Origin of the sequence: Streptomyces sp. NPDC001507, from assembly GCF_042894765.1 — a bacterium.
In the GTDB taxonomy this organism is placed as follows: domain Bacteria; phylum Actinomycetota; class Actinomycetes; order Streptomycetales; family Streptomycetaceae; genus Streptomyces.
This window is the reverse complement of record NZ_JBIAVV010000002.1, coordinates 147,337-165,150: the sequence shown is the minus strand read 5'-3', so window position 1 is coordinate 165,150 and position 17,814 is coordinate 147,337. Positions and strand designations below refer to the sequence as shown.

19 protein-coding genes are annotated in these 17,814 nt (G+C 72.0%); 12 read left to right on the top strand and 7 right to left on the bottom strand.

Annotation, left to right across the window (positions count from 1 at the left end):
- Window positions 1-22: 22 nt before the first annotated feature.
- Window positions 23-490 (bottom strand): MerR family transcriptional regulator, encoded by a 468-nt coding sequence (locus tag ACFY0K_RS06925; protein ID WP_382734414.1) that lies wholly within the window; start codon window positions 488-490, stop codon window positions 23-25.
- A gap of 97 nt (window positions 491-587) precedes the next feature.
- Here ACFY0K_RS06925 and ACFY0K_RS06920 point away from each other — a divergent pair, with 97 nt between their 5' ends.
- Both ACFY0K_RS06920 and ACFY0K_RS06915 read left to right on the top strand, forming a co-directional pair.
- The gene (locus tag ACFY0K_RS06920; RefSeq protein ID WP_390638963.1) at window positions 588-1,058 is read left to right on the top strand and encodes a GNAT family N-acetyltransferase; all 471 of its coding nucleotides are present in this window, start codon (window positions 588-590) and stop codon (window positions 1,056-1,058) included.
- Between the two features lie 18 nt (window positions 1,059-1,076).
- Complete coding sequence (locus ACFY0K_RS06915; RefSeq protein WP_390638962.1) at window positions 1,077-1,901, top strand: serine hydrolase domain-containing protein; 825 nt, start codon at window positions 1,077-1,079, stop codon at window positions 1,899-1,901.
- A 228-nt stretch (window positions 1,902-2,129) separates the two neighbouring features.
- Here ACFY0K_RS06915 and ACFY0K_RS06910 read toward each other — a convergent pair whose 3' ends face one another.
- Window positions 2,130-2,783 (bottom strand): pirin family protein, encoded by a 654-nt coding sequence (locus tag ACFY0K_RS06910; protein ID WP_390639452.1) that lies wholly within the window; start codon window positions 2,781-2,783, stop codon window positions 2,130-2,132.
- A gap of 73 nt (window positions 2,784-2,856) precedes the next feature.
- Between ACFY0K_RS06910 and fasR the strand changes: the two genes are divergently transcribed.
- The 5 genes from fasR (at window position 2,857) to fabF (ending at window position 7,807) form a co-directional block, all read left to right on the top strand.
- Complete coding sequence (fasR, locus tag ACFY0K_RS06905) at window positions 2,857-4,062, top strand: fatty acid biosynthesis transcriptional regulator FasR (RefSeq protein WP_390638961.1); 1,206 nt, start codon at window positions 2,857-2,859, stop codon at window positions 4,060-4,062.
- Between the two features lie 89 nt (window positions 4,063-4,151).
- On the top strand, window positions 4,152-5,072 hold the full coding sequence (locus ACFY0K_RS06900) for an ACP S-malonyltransferase (protein ID WP_390638960.1): 921 nt from the start codon (window positions 4,152-4,154) through the stop codon (window positions 5,070-5,072).
- A gap of 17 nt (window positions 5,073-5,089) precedes the next feature.
- The gene (locus ACFY0K_RS06895; protein WP_390638959.1) at window positions 5,090-6,121 is read left to right on the top strand and encodes a ketoacyl-ACP synthase III; all 1,032 of its coding nucleotides are present in this window, start codon (window positions 5,090-5,092) and stop codon (window positions 6,119-6,121) included.
- Between the two features lie 89 nt (window positions 6,122-6,210).
- Complete coding sequence (locus tag ACFY0K_RS06890; RefSeq protein WP_046425089.1) at window positions 6,211-6,459, top strand: acyl carrier protein; 249 nt, start codon at window positions 6,211-6,213, stop codon at window positions 6,457-6,459.
- Window positions 6,460-6,544: 85 nt separating this feature from the next.
- On the top strand, window positions 6,545-7,807 hold the full coding sequence (gene fabF, locus ACFY0K_RS06885; RefSeq protein ID WP_388596807.1) for a beta-ketoacyl-ACP synthase II: 1,263 nt from the start codon (window positions 6,545-6,547) through the stop codon (window positions 7,805-7,807).
- A gap of 199 nt (window positions 7,808-8,006) precedes the next feature.
- On the opposite strand, the gene ACFY0K_RS06880 is transcribed toward fabF, so the two are convergent.
- Entirely contained in the window at window positions 8,007-8,501 is a 495-nt protein-coding gene (locus tag ACFY0K_RS06880) for a DUF3145 domain-containing protein (protein ID WP_093503479.1), read from the bottom strand.
- 253 nt (window positions 8,502-8,754) lie between these two features.
- Here ACFY0K_RS06880 and ACFY0K_RS06875 point away from each other — a divergent pair, with 253 nt between their 5' ends.
- The 3 genes from ACFY0K_RS06875 to ACFY0K_RS06865 all read left to right on the top strand — a co-directional run bounded on the left by ACFY0K_RS06875 (window position 8,755) and on the right by ACFY0K_RS06865 (window position 12,154).
- Window positions 8,755-9,657 (top strand): SGNH/GDSL hydrolase family protein, encoded by a 903-nt coding sequence (locus tag ACFY0K_RS06875; RefSeq protein WP_390638958.1) that lies wholly within the window; start codon window positions 8,755-8,757, stop codon window positions 9,655-9,657.
- Between the two features lie 22 nt (window positions 9,658-9,679).
- Entirely contained in the window at window positions 9,680-10,654 is a 975-nt protein-coding gene (locus tag ACFY0K_RS06870) for an aldose epimerase family protein (RefSeq protein WP_390638957.1), read from the top strand.
- Between the two features lie 264 nt (window positions 10,655-10,918).
- A complete protein-coding gene (locus ACFY0K_RS06865) occupies window positions 10,919-12,154 on the top strand; it encodes a pyroglutamyl peptidase (RefSeq protein ID WP_390638956.1) in 1,236 nt (411 codons plus the stop codon).
- On the opposite strand, the gene ACFY0K_RS06860 is transcribed toward ACFY0K_RS06865, so the two are convergent.
- Together ACFY0K_RS06860 and ACFY0K_RS06855 are read right to left on the bottom strand one after the other, a co-directional pair.
- Window positions 12,144-12,932, bottom strand: a complete 789-nt coding sequence (locus ACFY0K_RS06860; RefSeq protein ID WP_390638955.1) for an EI24 domain-containing protein — start codon at window positions 12,930-12,932, stop codon at window positions 12,144-12,146. The two genes, ACFY0K_RS06865 and ACFY0K_RS06860, sit on opposite strands and share 11 nt — an antisense overlap.
- 374 nt (window positions 12,933-13,306) lie before the next feature.
- Window positions 13,307-14,161 carry a hypothetical protein gene (locus ACFY0K_RS06855; protein WP_390638954.1) on the bottom strand — a complete coding sequence of 285 codons (855 nt, stop codon included), beginning with the start codon at window positions 14,159-14,161 and terminating at the stop codon, window positions 13,307-13,309.
- Between the two features lie 179 nt (window positions 14,162-14,340).
- Between ACFY0K_RS06855 and ACFY0K_RS06850 the strand changes: the two genes are divergently transcribed.
- Complete coding sequence (locus tag ACFY0K_RS06850; protein ID WP_390638953.1) at window positions 14,341-15,504, top strand: serine hydrolase domain-containing protein; 1,164 nt, start codon at window positions 14,341-14,343, stop codon at window positions 15,502-15,504.
- A gap of 132 nt (window positions 15,505-15,636) precedes the next feature.
- On the opposite strand, the gene ACFY0K_RS06845 is transcribed toward ACFY0K_RS06850, so the two are convergent.
- Together ACFY0K_RS06845 and ACFY0K_RS06840 are read right to left on the bottom strand one after the other, a co-directional pair.
- Window positions 15,637-16,056 (bottom strand): organic hydroperoxide resistance protein, encoded by a 420-nt coding sequence (locus ACFY0K_RS06845; protein WP_351954824.1) that lies wholly within the window; start codon window positions 16,054-16,056, stop codon window positions 15,637-15,639.
- 95 nt (window positions 16,057-16,151) lie between these two features.
- A complete protein-coding gene (locus tag ACFY0K_RS06840) occupies window positions 16,152-17,150 on the bottom strand; it encodes an NADP-dependent oxidoreductase (protein ID WP_390638952.1) in 999 nt (332 codons plus the stop codon).
- Window positions 17,151-17,241: 91 nt separating this feature from the next.
- Between ACFY0K_RS06840 and ACFY0K_RS06835 the strand changes: the two genes are divergently transcribed.
- Window positions 17,242-17,691, top strand: a complete 450-nt coding sequence (locus ACFY0K_RS06835) for a MarR family transcriptional regulator (RefSeq protein ID WP_362598700.1) — start codon at window positions 17,242-17,244, stop codon at window positions 17,689-17,691.
- Window positions 17,692-17,814 lie beyond the last annotated feature (123 nt).

Genomic DNA, 17,814 nt, shown 5'->3' with positions numbered 1-17,814 from the left:
CGCGCCGCCGAAGGGGCGCGTTTCAGTTGCCGCCTGTTTCATAGAAGCTGATCTTGCGGTCCAGGACCGACAAGGTGTCGTGCAGCTCGGCGATGCGGGCCAGGACGTCCCTTCTCGTCTGCTCCAGGAGCTCGCGGCGCTCGGGGTAGGTCGTCTCGCCCTCCCTCACCAGCTCCGCGTAGCGGACCATGTCGGCCACCGGCATGCCGGTCAGGCGGAGCTTGGTCACGAAGTCGAGCCAGTCCAGGTCGCGGTTGCTGTACCGGCGCTGACCGGTGTGGGAGCGGTCGATGCTGGACATCAGGCCGATCCGCTCGTACCAGCGCAGGGTGTGGGCGGTCAGGCCGGTGAAGGCGACGACCTCGCTGATCGTGTAGCGGTCCTGGCCCTCGGGGCGCGGATGCCGCCGGGGCGGGGCGGAACAGATGTCGGCGGGCGCGCGCTCGGACTGCTGGGTGGGGGTCGCGGTCGTGGTCTGCATCACCGTCATGCGCCCACGCTATGACCTTCGAGTGGACTCGAAGCAAGCGCAACCCGGTAATAAATACCCGCGACGGGCGGCCCCGGCGGTGACTAGCGTGCGGGGCATGAGTCTCGTACGCCGTGCCACGGCCGAGGACGCCGCGGAAGTGCTGCGTCTGCGCCAGGTGATGATCGACGCGCTGCCCGGCGGGGACAGCTCCACAGGATGGCACGCCCAGGCGCGGCCGGCGCTGGAGGAGAGGCTGGGCGAGCCGGACGGGGACTTCGCCGCGTTCGTCGTCGACCACCCGGACCGGCCGGGGGCACTGGCCGCGCTGGTCGCCGGGACCGTCGACTACCGGATCGGCAAGGCGGGCAATCCGCACGGCCGCTCCGGGTACGTCTTCAGCGTGGCGACCGACCCGGACGCCCGCCGCCGCGGGTACGCGCGCGCGTGCATGGCGGAGCTGCTGGCCAGGTTCCGCGAGCGGGGTGCGGGGCAGGTCATGCTGACCGCGTCCGCCGAGGCCGAGCCGCTCTACGCCGCGCTCGGCTTCGTCCACAAGCCGGACCCCACGATGACCCTGCGGCTCTGAGCCGCTTAGGGTCGTGGCATGCCCTTGAACAGCCTCGCCTCGATCGAGAACTGGCCCGTCCCCACCGCCGCGGCGGGTGTCGTACGCGCCGACGGGACGGTCCCCGGGACCCACGGGCCGGTCGGGCACCGCTTCCCGCTGGCCTCCGTCACCAAGCCATTGGCGGCGTACGCGGTGCTCGTCGCGTACGAGGAGGGGGCGGTCGAGCTCGACGAGCCGGCGGGGCCGGAGGGGGCGACGGTACGGCACCTGCTCGCGCACACCTCGGGGCTGGCCTTCGACGAGCACCGGGTCATGGCGCCGCCCGGGGATCGGCGGCTGTACTCGAACGCCGGGTTCGAGGTGCTCGGGGACCATGTCGCCAAGGCGACGGAGATGCCGTTCGCGGAGTACGCGCGGCAGGCGGTACTGGAGCCGCTGGGCATGACGTCGACGTCGCTGGAGGGCTCCCCGGCAAAAGACGGCGTGTCCTCGGTCTCCGATCTCCTCCGCTTCGCGGCCGAGCTGCAGGCGCCGAGGCTGCTGGACCCGCGGACGGTGGCGGAGGCGACGCTGAGCGTGCAGTACCCGGGCACGAAGGGCGTGCTGCCGGGGTACGGCCACCAGAACCCGAACGACTGGGGACTGGGCTACGAGATCCGCGACTCCAAGTCCCCGCACTGGACGGGTGGTTCGTCCTCGCCCCGCACCTTCGGCCACTTCGGCCAGGCGGGCACGTTCCTGTGGGTGGACCCGGACGCGGGGGTGGCGTGCGTCGCTCTGACCGACAGGGCGTTCGGCCCCTGGGCGATCGAGGCGTGGCCGGCGTTCACGGACGCGGTGCTGGCGGAGCTGCGGGGCTGAGGCCGGCCGGGGCGGGGGGACGCTTACCGGCGCTGGCAGGGTGCCGCTGCGCCCACCCGTGCCGCCCTGCGGCACGCCTGCCCGCAGCTGACACGTAGGCCGGAGCTGTGTAGCTGACACGTAGGCCGGAGCTATGTGGCTGGCGCGAGTGCAGCGTCCCGTAAGGGGCGCGGGGCCCCAGCCGATATGCGGCTCCGCCGCGCGGGCGCGGCCGGCCCGCGACCGTCGCTACCCCGCCATTTCCCACAGCAACAGCTCTGTCTCCGTGATCCCCGACACCTCCAAGTCCTTCGCGTCGGTGATCCGTGCGGAGTCCCCCGGCCCCAGCTCCACCCCGTCCACCCGCACATCCCCCCGCACCACGTGCACGTACACGTACGCCCCGTCCGGTACCGCCGTCCGCTCCCCCGCCCCCAGCCTGCGGACGTGCAGCATCGCGGCGGCCTCCGGGACCGCGTACGGAGTGGAGTCGGCGATGCCGCGGACGATGTCGTAGGAGGGGTCGCCGCCGGGGCGTGCCGGGGCCAGCCACATCTGGACGAAGGTCAGCGGGCCGGGGCCGTCGTTGCGCTCCACGTGGCGGACGCCCCCCGCGGAACTCAGCCGCTGCACGTCGCCGGGGCGCACCACCGTCTCGTGGCCCGCCGAGTCGCGGTGCGTGAGCTCGCCCTCGACCACCCACGTCACGATCTCGGTGTGGCTGTGCGGATGCTCGTCGAAGCCGGCGCCCGGCGCCAGCCGCTCCTCGTTGCAGGCGATGACCGCCCCGAAGCGCAGGTTGCCGGGGTCATAGTGCGGGCCGAAGGAGAAGGCGTGCGACGACTCGATGCCGGTCGCCGGGTCGCCTCCCGGATAGCGCTGCGCCGCGCGCCGTACGTCCATCACGGCACCACGGTAGACCGCAGTCGGCACCCGGCGGCGCAGGCTCCCGTCCGGATAAGGCAGTCTTGTCCCCGTGCCCGAACCCGTAACAAGCAAGTCCGACCCCTCGGCTCATCAGGCCCACCCGCACTCCGCGACCCTGAAGCGGCTGGAGAAGTCGTCCGGCAGCCTCGCCGCCCAGGCCATCGCGCGGATGGACGAGACCCTGCCGTGGTACCGGGCCATGCCCCCGGAGAACCGCTCCTGGATCGGGCTCGTCGCCCAGGCGGGCATCGCGGCCTTCACCGAGTGGTTCCGGCACCCGGACGCCCCGCAGGCGATCTCGACGGACGTGTTCGGGACCGCGCCGCGGGAGCTGACCCGGGCGATCACGCTGCGGCAGACCGTGGAGATGGTGCGGACCACCATCGAGGTCATGGAGAGCGCGATCGACGAGGTCGCGGCACCCGGCGACGAGAGCGTGCTGCGCGAGGCGCTGCTCGTGTACGCCCGTGAGATCGCCTTCGCCACCGCCCAGGTGTACGCCCAGGCCGCCGAGGCACGCGGTGCCTGGGACGCGCGGCTGGAGTCGCTGGTCGTGAACGCCGTGCTGAGCGGGGAGGCCGACGAGGGTGCCGTCAGCAGGGCCGCGGCGCTCGGGTGGAACTCGCCCGACAACGTGTGCGTCGTGCTCGGGACCGCGCCGGACGGGGACAGCGAACTGACCGTCGAGGCGATCCGGCGGGCCTCCCGGCACGCCAAGCTCCAGGTGCTGACCGGGGTGCTCGGGGACCGCCTCGTCGTCATCGCCGGCGGCAACGACAATCCGCTGGCCGTGGCCAAGTCGCTGATCGGGCCGTACGCCGCGGGGCCGGTCGTCGCCGGGCCGGTGGTGCCCGACCTGCTGGCGGCCACCCGGTCCGCGCAGGCCGCCGCCGCTGGGCTCAAGGCCTGTTCCGCCTGGCAGGACGCGCCGCGGCCGGTGCTGGCGGACGATCTGCTCCCGGAGCGCGCCATCGCGGGCGATCCGAGCGCGCGCGAGCAGTTGGTGGAGGAGATCTACAGACCGCTGGAAGAAGCCGGTTCGGCTCTGCTGGAAACGCTGAGCGTATATCTGGAACAGGCGAGCAGCCTGGAGGGTGCGGCCCGGATGCTCTTCGTCCACCCGAACACCGTGCGCTACCGGCTCCGACGTGTGACTGACGTCACCGGATGGTCGCCATCCGATGTACGATCCGCCTTCACACTGCGGATCGCGCTGATCCTGGGGCGTCTGGTCGATGGAGATCCCCAGTCATAGGATTTTGTCGGGGGCCCACAAAACCCCCTCGTGTTCTTCGTCCCTGTCCCCACGGGCGGCCGTGGCCGTCCCCAAGAGAGAGTGTGAGAGTGCTCGTACTCGTCGCTCCCGGCCAGGGCGCCCAGACCCCTGGCTTCCTGACCCCCTGGCTCGACCTTCCCGGTGTCGAGGACCGTCTGCGTGCCTGGTCGGACGCCATCGGTCTCGACCTGGTGCACTACGGCACGGACGCCGACGCGGACGAGATCCGGGACACCGCGATCGCCCAGCCGCTGCTCGTCGCCGCCGGACTCGTCTCCGGCGCGGCACTCGGTGACATCGCCGGCATCGCGCCGGGCGCGGTCGCCGGACACAGCGTCGGCGAGATCACCGCCGCCGCCTTCGCGGGCGTCCTGGACGAGACCGCCGCGCTGGCCCTCGTGCGCAAGCGCGGCCTGGCGATGGCCGAGGCCGCCGCGATCACCGAGACCGGCATGTCGGCGCTGCTCGGCGGCGACCCGGAGGTCTCCGTGGCGCACCTCGCGAAGCTCGGCCTGACCCCGGCGAACATCAACGGCGCGGGGCAGATCGTCGCGGCCGGCACCCTGGAGCAGCTCGCCGCGCTGAACGAGGACAAGCCCGAGGGCGTCCGCAAGGTCGTCGCCCTCAAGGTCGCCGGCGCCTTCCACACGCACCACATGGGCCCCGCCGTCGAGAAGCTGGCCGAGGCGGCCAGGGAACTCGCGCCGCTGGACCCGAAGTTCGCCTACGTCTCCAACAAGGACGGCCGGGCCGTGGCGTCCGGCGCCGAGATCGTGGAGCGCCTGGTCGGCCAGGTCGCCAACCCGGTCCGCTGGGACCTGTGCATGGAGACCTTCAAGGAGCTCGGCGTCACCGCCCTCCTGGAGGTGTGCCCCGGCGGCACCCTGACCGGCCTGGCCAAGCGCGCCCTGCCCGGCGTGAAGACGCTGGCCCTGAAGACCCCCGACGACCTCGACGCGGCCCGCGAGCTCATCGCCGAGCACAGCTGAATCAGGAGCCCATTGCGATGTCGAAGATCAAGCCCAGCAAGGGTGCTCCGTACGCGCGCATCCTCGGCGTCGGCGGCTACCGCCCGACCCGCGTGGTGCCCAACGACGTGATCCTTGAGACGATCGACTCCTCCGACGAGTGGATCCGGTCGCGCTCCGGCATCGAGACCCGCCACTGGGCGGGCCCCGAGGAGACGGTCGCCGCGATGTCGATCGAGGCCTCCGGCAAGGCGATCGCGGACGCGGGCATCGACGCCGAGCAGATCGGCGCCGTGGTCGTCTCGACCGTCTCGCACTTCAGCCAGACCCCGGCCGTCGCGACCGAGATCGCCGACAAGCTGGGCACGAACAAGGCCGCCGCCTTCGACATCTCGGCGGGCTGCGCGGGCTTCGGCTACGGCCTCACGCTCGCCAAGGGCATGGTGGTGGAGGGTTCCGCCGAGTACGTGCTCGTCATCGGCGTGGAGCGGCTCAGCGACCTCACCGACCTGGAGGACCGGGCCACCGCCTTCCTGTTCGGCGACGGCGCGGGCGCGGTCGTGGTGGGTCCCTCGCAGGAGCCGGCGATCGGCCCCACGGTGTGGGGCTCCGAGGGCGACAAGTCGGAGACCATCAAGCAGACCGTCCCCTGGGACCGTTTCCACTTCGGTGACAGGTCCGGGCTACCGGTCGACAGCCAGGGCAACATCAAGTTCCCGGCGATCACGCAGGAGGGCCAGGCGGTGTTCCGCTGGGCCGTGTTCGAGATGGCGAAGGTCGCTCAGCAGGCGCTGGACGCGGCCGGGATCAGCGCGGACGACCTGGACGTCTTCATCCCGCACCAGGCCAATGTGCGGATCATCGACTCGATGGTGAAGACTCTGAAGCTGCCGGAGCACGTCACGGTCGCCCGTGACATCCGCACCACCGGCAACACCTCGGCCGCCTCGATCCCGCTCGCGATGGAGCGGCTCCTGGCGACCGGTGAGGCGAAGAGCGGCGACACCGCACTCGTCATCGGGTTCGGGGCGGGTCTCGTCTACGCCGCCACTGTCGTTACCCTCCCCTAGGCACTCCGTGCCGGATCATGCATCCGGAACGGGTCGCCGTCCGCAGTACCTCAGCAACCGTCTGGAACATCTAAGAAGGAGCGCCTGACATGGCCGCCACTCAGGAAGAGATCGTCGAAGGTCTCGCCGAGATCGTGAACGAGATCGCCGGCATCCCGGTTGAGGACGTCCAGCTGGACAAGTCCTTCACCGACGACCTGGACGTCGACTCGCTGTCCATGGTCGAGGTCGTCGTCGCCGCCGAAGAGCGCTTCGACGTCAAGATCCCGGACGAGGACGTCAAGAACCTCAAGACCGTCGGCGACGCGACCGACTACATCCTCAAGCACCAGGCCTGAGGCAGTTAACTAGCCTCCGGCTGCAATGCCCCGCCACCCGGCGGTGGCGCCGTCGAATCCCGTATCCGTTGGAGAAAGAATTCCCGTGAGCCCGACCAATCGCACCGTGGTCGTCACCGGTATCGGCGCAACCACACCGCTGGGTGGCGACGCAGCTTCGTTCTGGGAGGCCCTGGTCGCCGGCAAGTCCGGCGTCCGCCTCCTGGAGCAGGACTGGGCGGCCGAGCTGCCCGTCCGTATCGCGGCGCAGATCGCCGTGGAACCGGGCGAGATCATTCCCCGCCCGCAGGCCCGCAAGCTGGACCGGTCCGCGCAGTTCGCGCTGATCGCCGCCAAGGAGGCCTGGAAGGACGCCGGTTTCACCGCCAAGGCCGGTGAGGACGCGTCCGCCAACCCCGACCGGGTCGGCGCCGTCATCGCCTCCGGCATCGGCGGTGTCACGACCCTGCTCGACCAGTACGACGTGCTCAAGGAGAAGGGCGTACGCCGTGTCTCCCCGCACACCGTGCCGATGCTGATGCCCAACTCGCCGGCCGCCAACGTCGGTATCGAGCTGGGTGCGCGGGCCGGTGTGCACACGCCCGTGTCGGCCTGCGCCTCCGGCGCCGAGGCCATCGGGTACGCCATCGAGATGATCCGCACCGGCCGTGCTGACGTCGTCGTGGCCGGCGGCACCGAGGCGGCGATCCACCCGCTGCCCATCGTCGCGTTCGGCAACATGATGGCGATGTCCAAGAACAACGACGACCCCGAGGGTGCGTCGCGTCCCTACGACTCCGGCCGTGACGGCTTCGTCCTCGGCGAGGGCGCGGGCGTGATCGTCCTGGAGTCCGAGGAGCACGCGAAGGCGCGCGGGGCGCGGATCTACGCGGAGGCGGTCGGCCAGGGCATCTCGGCCGACGCGCACCACATCACGCAGCCGGAGCCGTCGGGCAACGGGATCGCGCACGCGCTGCAGAACCTGCTCGACAACACGGATCTGAAGCCGGCCGAGATCGTGCACGTCAACGCGCACGCGACGTCGACGCCGCAGGGTGACGTGGCCGAGATCAAGGCGCTGCGGAAGGTGTTCGGCGACGACGTCGACCACATGGCGATCTCCGCGACCAAGTCGATGACCGGTCACCTGCTCGGTGGTGCCGGCGGTATCGAGACCGTCGCGTCGATCCTGGCGCTGGTGAACCGGACCGCTCCGCCGACCATCAACCTCGACGACCTCGACCCCGAGGTCAACGCGGACGTGGTGCGGGGCGAGGCGCGGCAGCTGCCCGAGGGCAGGATCGCCGCGCTGAACGACTCGTTCGGGTTCGGCGGCCACAACGTCGTCCTGGCGTTCAGGACCGTGTGAGAGACGCTGTGCTGAGGCTTGTGGCCCGGACTCCGTTGGACGGAGTGCGGGCCACAGTGCGTCTCGTCGTCGGCTGACCGCCCGGTGGGGGCTGGTCGCGCAGTTCCCCGCGCCCCTAAAGGGGCGCTCGCCCCTGGTCTTTTAGGGGCGCGGGGAACTGCGCGACCAGCCACGACGGCGCCGCAGACGACACGGCGGCTCAGACCACCTGGTGGAGCCACCGCACCGGCGCGCCCTCGCCCGCGTAGCGGAACGGCTCCAGTTCGTCGTCCCAGGGCTTGCCGAGGAGTTTGGCGATCTCGGCCTCCAGGGCCGTCTCGCCGCGCTGTGAGCGGGTCAGGGCGGCCCGCAGGCGGTCCTCGGGGATGAGGATGTCACCGTGGATTCCGGTGACCGCGTGGAAGATGCCGAGGTCGGGGGTGCAGCTGTAGCGCTCGCCCTCGGCCTTCGCGCAGGGTTCGGCCGTGACCTCGAAGCGGAGCAGGTGCCAGCCGCGCAGCGCGGACGCCAGTTTGGAGGCCGTGCCGACCTCGCCCTGCCAGGAGAACTCGGACCGCCAGGTGCCGGGTGCGGCCGGCTGGCGGATCCAGTCGAGGTTGACGCGCGTGCCGAGCACCCCGGCGACGGCCCACTCGACGTGCGGGCACAGCGCGCGGGGCGCGGAGTGCACGTACAGAACTCCACGTGTCGTCACCGGAACCTCCGGGCTGAGCGGGACATCTTGCTGGCTGGCCGGCGGCAGTGACACGACCGCCGCGTTGATGGCGAGGCTACCGTGCGGTGGCGCAAGGAGTGTGACGTACCGTCGGTCCCACAGCCAGGAAACCCCCGCCATTCACCCAGGGGGACGCTTGTACGGGGGTGGTCCGTTGCAGGGCGCGGGGCGGGAACTCCCGTGCGTTGTTATGGACGGGGACGATCGGGCAGACGGAGAGGACCGAAGGGGTATGCGCAAGCAGCGACGACGTCGGCGTTCGCGTGCCCTGGCAGGCGCCGTCGCCGTCACCGCCGTGCTGGGGGTGGCCGGGTGCGATGTGCTGGGCGGTTCCTCCGCCGCGACGAAGAGCGAGAGGACGCGGGCCGCCCGGGCCGTGCAGGTGTGGGACCGCAGCCCGGCCTCGATCGCGGCCGTCGGCGACTCCATCACCCGCGGCTTCGATGCCTGCACGGTCCTCTCGGACTGCCCCGAGGTGTCCTGGGCGACCGGCACCAGCGAGCAGGTGGACAGCCTCGCGGTACGGCTGCTGGGGCGGGCGCAGGCGGCCGACCACAGCTGGAACTACGCGGAGACCGGCGCCCGGATGGCCGACCTGCCGGGGCAGATGGCCGACGCGGCGGTGCGCAGGCCTCAGTTGGTGACGGTGATGGTGGGGGCGAACGACGCCTGCCGCACGTCGGTGCGGGCGATGACCCCGGTGGCCGACTTCCGCAGCGAGTTCGAGGACGCGCTGGCCACCCTGCGCAAGGCGCTGCCGAAGACGCAGGTGTACGTGGCGAGCGTGCCGAACCTGAAGCGGCTGTGGTCCGAGGGGCGGACCAACCCGCTGGGCAAGCAGGTGTGGAAGCTGGGCATCTGCCCGTCGATGCTCTCCGACGCGGACAACCTGACCAGCGCGGCGACCGTGCGCCGGGACAAGGTGCAGCAGCGGGTCGAGGACTACAACAAGGTGCTGCGGGAGGTCTGCGCCAAGGACCGGCGGTGCCGGTTCGACGGCGGGGCGGTGTACGCGTACCGGTTCGGGACCGGTCAGCTCAGTCACTGGGACTGGTTCCATCCGAGCACCGACGGTCAGTCGAAGCTGGCCGCGATCGCCTACCGGGCCGTCACCGCCAAGGATCCGGTGGACTAGACCCTTGCCTTAGGGTTTCCCCATGAGCGAACTTTTCGGCACACTTTCCGACGGCACCGAGGTGCACCGCTGGACGCTGGAGCGCGCGGGGACCCGGGTGCGGGTGCTGTCGTACGGCGGGATCGTGCAGTCGGCCGAGGTCCCGGACCGGGACGGGCGGACCGCGGACGTGGTGCTGGGGTTCGCCGGCCTGGACGGCTACCTGGAGAACCCGGGGCCCTACTTCGGCGCCCTGGTCGGCCGGTACGCCAACCGGATCGCGCACGCCCGCTTCCCGCTGGACGGCGTGACCTACTCCCTGGAGCCGAACAACGCGCCCAACTCCCTGCACGGCGGCGCCCGCGGTTTCGACAAGCGGGTGTGGGAGGCGACGGCCGTCGAGCACGGCGTGCGGCTGACCCGGGTGAGCCCGCACGGGGAGGAGGGGTTCCCGGGGCGGCTGGCGGTCGCCGTGACGTACACGCTGGACGAGTCGGGGGCCCTGCACATCTCCTACGAGGCGGTCACCGACGCGCCGACCGTCGTGAACCTCACCAACCACAGCTACTTCAACCTGGCCGGTTCCGGGCACGCGGGCGGCCACGAGCTGCGGATCGCGGCCTCGCGCTACACGCCCGTGGACGGGGACCTGATCCCGACGGGGGAGCCCGCGGACGTCTCGGGCTCCCGGTTCGACTTCCGTACGGCCCGCAAGATCGGCTCCGGCTACGACCACAACCTCGTCCTCGACAAGGGGGGGACGGAGACTCCGGTGGAGATCGGCGAGCTGTACGACCCGGCGTCCGGCCGCACCCTCACCGTGGCCACCACCGAGCCGGGCATCCAGCTCTACACGGCCGAGCACCTGACCGGCCCCTTCGCCCCCGGCGACGGTGTCGCCCTGGAGACCCAGCACTTCCCGGACTCCCCCAACCGCCCCGACTTCCCGAGCACCCGGCTGGACCCGGGCCGGACCTACCGCTCGGCGACGGTGTACGGCTTCGGCGTCCGGGACTGACGCTCCGGACAGTACGCAAGCCCCGGTCCAGGGGTCAGGTCCCGGACCGGGGCTGCTCAAGGGGGACGCGTCCCGGCTCCGACCTTAGCCGCGGCTGTGAGAAGTCGGCCGGTCATCGGGCGCGTCGCAGCGATCTCGTACGAACCCTTCACAAACGCCCGCGGGTTCGTCGGGGGGCTCATGGTGTAGACCACATCGCGGCCCACACGCGATACTGCGCCCGATCGGCACCACGCACCCCACTGCGACGGAAGGCCAACCCCCTTGACTTCCCCACGTGTTCGGATCGGCGTCCTCGGCATCGTGCTGCTGACCGGAGCGCTCGTCCCCACCGCCGCGCACGCCGCCACCACCCCCTCCCCCACTGTCGAGGAACAGCGGCTCGACCAGCCGGTGCCGCAGGAGATACTCCGGCGGTCCGGGTTCGACGCCGTGGCCCCCGGGTTCGCCCGTGCGCTGGAGCACACGCACTCCTACGCGCAGGCCCGGCAGGCCGTGGCACGGCAGGGGGCGGCGCTGTGGCGGCGGGCCGTGGACCGGGCGCAGGGCAGCGGGCCCGCCGGCGGTGACCTGAGCCGGGACGACGACCGGCCGCTGTACTGGGCGCGGCTCGGGATGACGCGCCAGGTGCGCACCTGGGCGCCGGGGTTCGCGGTCGGCGAGCGGCAGCGGGCCGCGCTGCTGGACCTGCTGGAGCGGACCTCGCGCGGGCAGACGGACATCCGCTACCCCGGCAAGGGCCTCCGGCGGATCCTCCTCACCGGGTTCGACCCGTTCACGCTGGACCGGGACATCCGGATCTCCAACCCGTCCGGGGCGAGCGCGCTGGCCCTCGACGGGACCGTGATCGAGACCGACGAGGGGCCCGCGCGGGTGGAGACGGCGGTGTTCCCGGTGCGGTGGGACGACTTCGCGGCCGGGACCGTGGAGCGGACGCTGCGGCCGTACCTGCCGAAGGTGGACCTGTTCACGACCGTGAGCCAGGGGCGGGTCGGCCGGTTCGACGTGGAGCGGACGAACGGCGCCTGGCGGGGCGGGTTCCCGGACAACGAGAACGTGAGCCGGACCGGGACCGTCCCGGTCGCCGACCCGGCCTCGCAGCCGCAGTGGACGACCACCACCCTCCCGTACGCGGCGATCACGGCGGCGGACACGGGGCGGTTTCCGGTGTACGACCACACCGAGGTGACCGAGATACCCGCGGGCGCGACCGACCCCGTCGTACGGGCGGACGGGCCGACCGCCGGGTCCGCCGCGCGGGCCGGGGGCGGCGGGGACTACCTGTCCAACGAGATCGCCTACCGGGCCACGCTGCTGCGCGACCGGCTCGGGCTGCACGGCACGCTGCCCGGCGGGCATGTGCACACGCCGGTGCTGCAGTTCGGTGCCGGGAACACCACGCAGGTGACCGACCCGGAGTTCGTGCGCAACCGGGTGGACATCGTCGAGCAGGTACGGGCGATCGTGACCGTGGCGGCGGACGCGTCGTTCAGGGACTGACGGGTTCCCCGGTCCGCTCGTCCTCCTCGGCCGTCTCCTCGCCCAGCAGGTCGCGGGCGAGGAGGGTGGCACCCGCGACCGCGCCCGGCATCAGGAACACCGCGACGAACGGGACCAGGAAGGCGAGGCCCAGCGGGGTGCCGAAGCCCCACACCAGGGTCTTCCGGGACCGCAGCAGGGCGAGCCGGGCGCGCAGGTCGACGCCCCGGCGCTGGAGGGCGACGGCGGTGAGTTCCTCGGTGAGGAAGAAGCCGGTCACGAAGAAGCCGATGACCGGTACGACGGTCTGCCCGACGAAGGGCAGGAAGCCGAGGGCGAAGAGCAACACGCCCCAGAGGGCGGCCCGGACCAGGATGCGCAGGCTGTCCCGGGCGGAGATCCACAGCTCGCGCCAGAACGGCAGCCCGGACTCGGGCGCGGTGCCGTCGGGCGAGACGTCCGCGTCGACCTTCTCGGAGAGGTTCTCGTAGAACGGCTGGCCGACCAGCAGGGTCACGGCGGTGAAGGTGAGGACGGCGCCGAGGAGGCCGAGGGCGAACAGGACGGCGGTGAGGAAGCCGCGGAAGAGGCCGAGCCAGGGGCTGGACCAGTCGTCGGCGAACGGGGTGGCCCAGGCGACGAAGTCAGCTCCCCATATCGCGAGGGCGACGAGGGCCGCCGCGTAGAGAACCAGGGTGATCAGACCGGGCAGCAGACCGAACCCGAACTGCCGTCCGTGCCGCCCGACCCACCGCTGGCCCTTGAGAAGATAACCGAACCCCACCCCGAGATCACGCATGGCCAAAACTTTACCGGCCCCCGAACAACACCCCGCGGGGGGGGCAACGCCCCCAAAGGAACGCGAGGAACAGCGCGACCAGCCCCAACGAACGCCCCGGACGAACAACGCCCCATCCCGACCAGCGCCCCCGAAGGGGCGCGAGGAACTGCGCGACCAGCCACGAGGGCGCCGCGGACGAAACGACGCCCCATCCCGAACAGCGCCCACAAAGGAACGCGAGGAACTGCGCGACCAGCCCCAACGAACGCCCCGGACGAACAACGCCCCATCCCGACCAGCGCCCCCGAAGGGGCGCGAGGAACTGCGCGGCCAGCCGCGACGGCGCCGCGGGCGAAACGACGGCGTGGACTTCGGCCGACCCGGCGGAGCGCTTACGCAGGGGTCACCGCCACCACCACCCCCCGGTCCGCCGCCGGGCTGACCGCCGCCGACACGCGTACCGCCGTCGCCCGGGCCACCCGGCCCGCGCCGGCCGCGGAGGCCAGCAGCAAGGGCTGGAGGTGTTCGAGCCCCGTCACGGCGAGTTCCTCGGCGGCGATGAGCGCCGGGCCCGCCGCCCGGGCCGTCTTCGCCGCCGCCTCGGTCAGGTCGGCCAGCGGCGGCAGCGCGGCCCGGACCACGCCCGCGCCCGCCTCGGTCACGCGCTCGGCGAGGGCCATCTGGAGGGGCAGCAGCGGGGCCACGGCCGAGGTGACGGCGTCGGCGATGCGGTGGAGTTCGGGGGCGGAGTCCCGGAGGGCCTCGGCCGAGGTGCGCAGCAGCGGGGTGAGGGCCAGCAGGACGCCGGCCGCCCCGCCCGCGGCCGCCGGCAGCAGCGGGGACAGCGCCTCGGTCAGTTCGCGCAGCGCCGCCGCGAACTCCTCCACGGCCGGCTCCACCGCGTCCAGCAGCGGCAGCAGACTGTCCCTGAGGGCCGTCAGGAGCGGCTCCGCGACCGGGTGGACGGCCAGCGGGGCGCCGCTGGTGCCGAGCCGGGTGAGGGTCTCCACGACGCGGTAGAAGGCCTCCTGCGCCCCCGGTGCGGCACTGGCCTCGGCCAGCTCCGCGGTCGTCCGGCGCAGGACGCGCAGGAGTTCGGGGGCCGAGCCCTCGCGCGGGTCCAGGGTGTTGACCGCGATCCTCGTGAGGTTCTGGGCGGTGTCCAGGAGCTGGCCGGTGATGTCGGTGGTGCTGCGGGCCATGCGCAGCACGTCCGCCCTGCCGGGAAGTGAGGGAATCGTCGCCATGAGCCGGGGCCCTCCCGCCGCTGTGGGGTCTGTCCGCGGTGTGTCCGCCCTCAGCATGCCCCGGTTGAGTCGAACAGGTACATCTCGCCGTACCGATCGCAGGAAGGGGTAGGTCGCCCAGGTGGGTAGGGCGTTGTTCACAGTGGGAGCTGCCCCGGCGGCTCGGTTGAGGAGAACGGATGACGCAGGAGATCACCGTCCAGGGCACGGTCGCGGAGGGCTTCGAGGCGGTGCGCGAGGAGTTCGCCGCCTTCGTCGCCGGCGGACCGGCCGACTACGAGGGGCAGTTGTGCGCGTACGTCCGCGGCAGGCGGGTCGTCGACCTGTGGGCGGGCGAGGGGGCCGGCGGGGACTCCCTGTACGGCGTGTTCTCGTCCACGAAGGGGGCGGCGCACCTGGTCGTGGCGATGCTGGTGCAGGACGGCACGCTGGAGCTGGACCGTAAAGTCACCTACTACTGGCCGGAGTTCGGCGCGGAAGGCAAGGGCACGCTGACCCTGCGGGACCTGCTGGCGCACCGGGCGGGCCTGGTGGGTACCGACGCCGGGTTCGGCCCGCAGGAGCTGGCCGACGACCGCGCGATGGCCGAACGCCTGGCCGACCAGCGGCCGTTCTGGCGCCCTGGCACGGCCTTCGGCTACCACGCCCTGGTCATCGGGGCGCTCACCGGCGAGGTGGTACGGCGCGCGACCGGCCGTACCCTCCAGGACGTCTACGAGGAGCGGGTCCGGGCGCCGTACGGCCTCGGGTTCTTCCTGGGCCTGCCGGCCGCACACGAGCCGCGTTTCCGCACGACCCTGCCGATGCGGCCCACGCCCGAGGAGCAGGCCCTGCTCGACTCCGTCCCGTCCGGCCCGCACACCCTCGGGGGGATCGCCTTCAACGAGCACGCCGCCGAGCCCACGGACCTGGCGGCCCTCCCCAACGACCGGCTGGTCCGCGCCAAGGGCCCCGCCTCCTTCGGCGGGGTGGCGTCCGCGCGCGGCCTGGCCGGGATGTACGCGGCGCTGCTCAGCGAGGTCGACGGCAAGGCCGCGCTGCTGAAGGAGGACACGGTGGCGGAGTTCGGCCAGTTCCACTCGGTCGGCTACGACCTGGTGACCCGGACCCACAGGTCGTACGGCCTGGGCTTCCAGGTGACGGCGGACACCTGGCACCCGTTCCTCGGCGCGGGCACCGTCGGCCACAGCGGGGCAGCGGGCTCCCAGGCTTTCGCGGACCCGAGGAGCGGGGTCGCCTACGGCTACACACGCCGCCGGTTCGCGTTCCCGGGCGGAGCGGCCCCGGAGAACGACCGGCTGGCGCGGGCCGTGCACGAGGCGGCGCTGAACGCGCCCCTTTAGGGGCGCTGGGGGAGGAACTGCGCGAGCAACCACGACGCACCCGCACCCGACACGGAATCCGCACCCGGCACGGCGAGAGACCGCACCCCACGTCCAAGGGTGCGGCCTCCGCACACAGCGCAACGACGACCGTCAGGCCAACGTCACGCCGATGTTCCCCCGAGTTGCCTTCGAATAAGGGCAGACCCCGTGCGCCTTCTCCACGAGCTCACGGGCAACCCCCTCCTCGACGCCCGGAATCTCCGCCGAGATCTCGACGATGATCCCGAACCCCTCCTCGTTCTTCCCGAGCCCCACCTTCGCGGTCACCCGGGACCCGGACACGTCGACCCCGGCCTGCCGGGCGACGACCGCCAGCGCCCCCTGGAAGCACGCGCTGTACCCGGCGGCGAACAGCTGCTCCGGGTTGGTCCCGGCCCCGCTGCCGCCCAGTTCCTTGGGCGGGTTGACGACGACGTCGAGCCGCCCGTCGTCGGTGGCGACCCGGCCGTCGCGGCCGTTCTCGGCGGTGGCCACGGCGGTGTAGAGGACGTCGGACTGCTGAATGGGCATGCGGTTTCTTCTCTCCTCGGTCCGCCGCGACTCGCGCCCACGATCGACGACGGTTTCGGAAAGAAGTTACCGCATACCGGAAAGTGGAGACAGGCCTACAGCTTGACGATCATCTTGCCGGTGTTGTCGCCGCGCAGGACCCCGAGGAACGCCTCCACGTTGTTCTCGATGCCCTCGACGACCGTCTCGCGGTACTTCAGCTGCCCGGAGGCCACCCACGGGCCGACCTCGGCGACGAACTGCGGCTGCAGGTCGTAGTGGTCGCCGACCAGGAAGCCCTCGATCCGGCCGCGGGTCTGGATGAGGCGGGCCAGGTTCTTCGGGCCGGGGACCGGCTCGGTGCTGTTGTAGACGGAGATCATGCCGCAGACCGCGATCCGGCCGTCCCGGTTGAGCTGGCCGATGGCCGCCTCCAGGTGGTCGCCGCCGACGTTGTCGAAGTAGACGTCCACGCCGTCGGGCGCGGCGGCGCGCAACTGCTCGGCGACCGGGCCGTTCTTGTAGTTGAAGGCCGCGTCGAAGCCGTACTCCTCGACCAGCAGCTTCACCTTCTCGTCGGAGCCGGCCGAGCCGATCACCCGCGAGGCGCCCTTGAGCTTGGCGATCTGGCCGACCTGGCTGCCGACCGCGCCGGCCGCGCCGGAGACGAAGACCGAGTCGCCCTCCTTGAAGGAGGCGGTGCGCAGCAGGCCCGCGTAGGCGGTGAGGCCGGTCATGCCGAGGACGCCGAGGTACGTCGACAGGGGGGCGGCGCCGGCGTCGACCTTGACGGCGTTCTTCGCGTCCACGACCGCGTACTCGCGCCAGCCGAAGAAGTGCAGCACGTGGTCGCCGGCCGCGATGCCCTCGGCGTTCGACTCGACGACCTCGCCGACCGCGCCGCCCTGCATGACCTTGCCCAGCTCGAACGGGGCGACGTACGACTTCGCGGCACTCATCCGGCCGCGCATGTACGGGTCGACCGAGAGGTACTTGTTCCGCACGAGCACCTGCCCCTCGCCCGGCGTGGGGACCTCCGCCTCGACCAGGGCGAAGTCCTCCGGCTTCGGCCAGCCGACGGGACGGCTCACCAGGTGCCACTCGCGGTTGATCATGACATGCGCCTTTCCTAAATTACTTCAGTACCTGAAACAACCATGCTCCTGAATATTTCATGATGTCAAGTAACGCGGTACCCTGGAGCGCATGTCGTCCACACGGTCCACTCCCGCGCAGACCCGCCGCCCCGACGCCCTGACCCTGGAGGTCGTCGAGCTCATCGGGGACGTCGTGGCCCGTTTCTACGCGGACTACGAGGAGGCGGCGGGCGAGCACACCCTCACCGGGGCGCAGGCCCGGCTGCTCAGCCTGCTCTCGCTGGAGCCGCTGCCGATGCGGAAGCTGGCGCAGAAGCTGAAGTGCGAGCCGTCCAACGTGACGGGGATCGTGGACCGCCTTGAGGCGCGCGGGCTCGTGGAGCGGCGGCCCGACCCGGCCGACCGCCGGGTGAAGCTGGCCGCGGCGACGGACGAGGGGCGCCGGGTCGCCCGTGACCTGCGCGAGGGGCTGCGCTTCGCGCGGGAGCCGCTGGCGGGGCTCTCGGACGAGGAGCGGCTGTCGTTGCGGGACCTGCTGCGGCGCATGCTCGACGCGTGACGCTCCGCCGGCAGCGCCGCGAGAGGCCGCCGGCCGGGTGCGGCGCCGTCGTGGCCGGCCGCGCAGTTCCTCCCCCAGCCTTCGGCCGGGGGTGCCCCCAGCGCCCCTTCGGGGGCGCTGCCG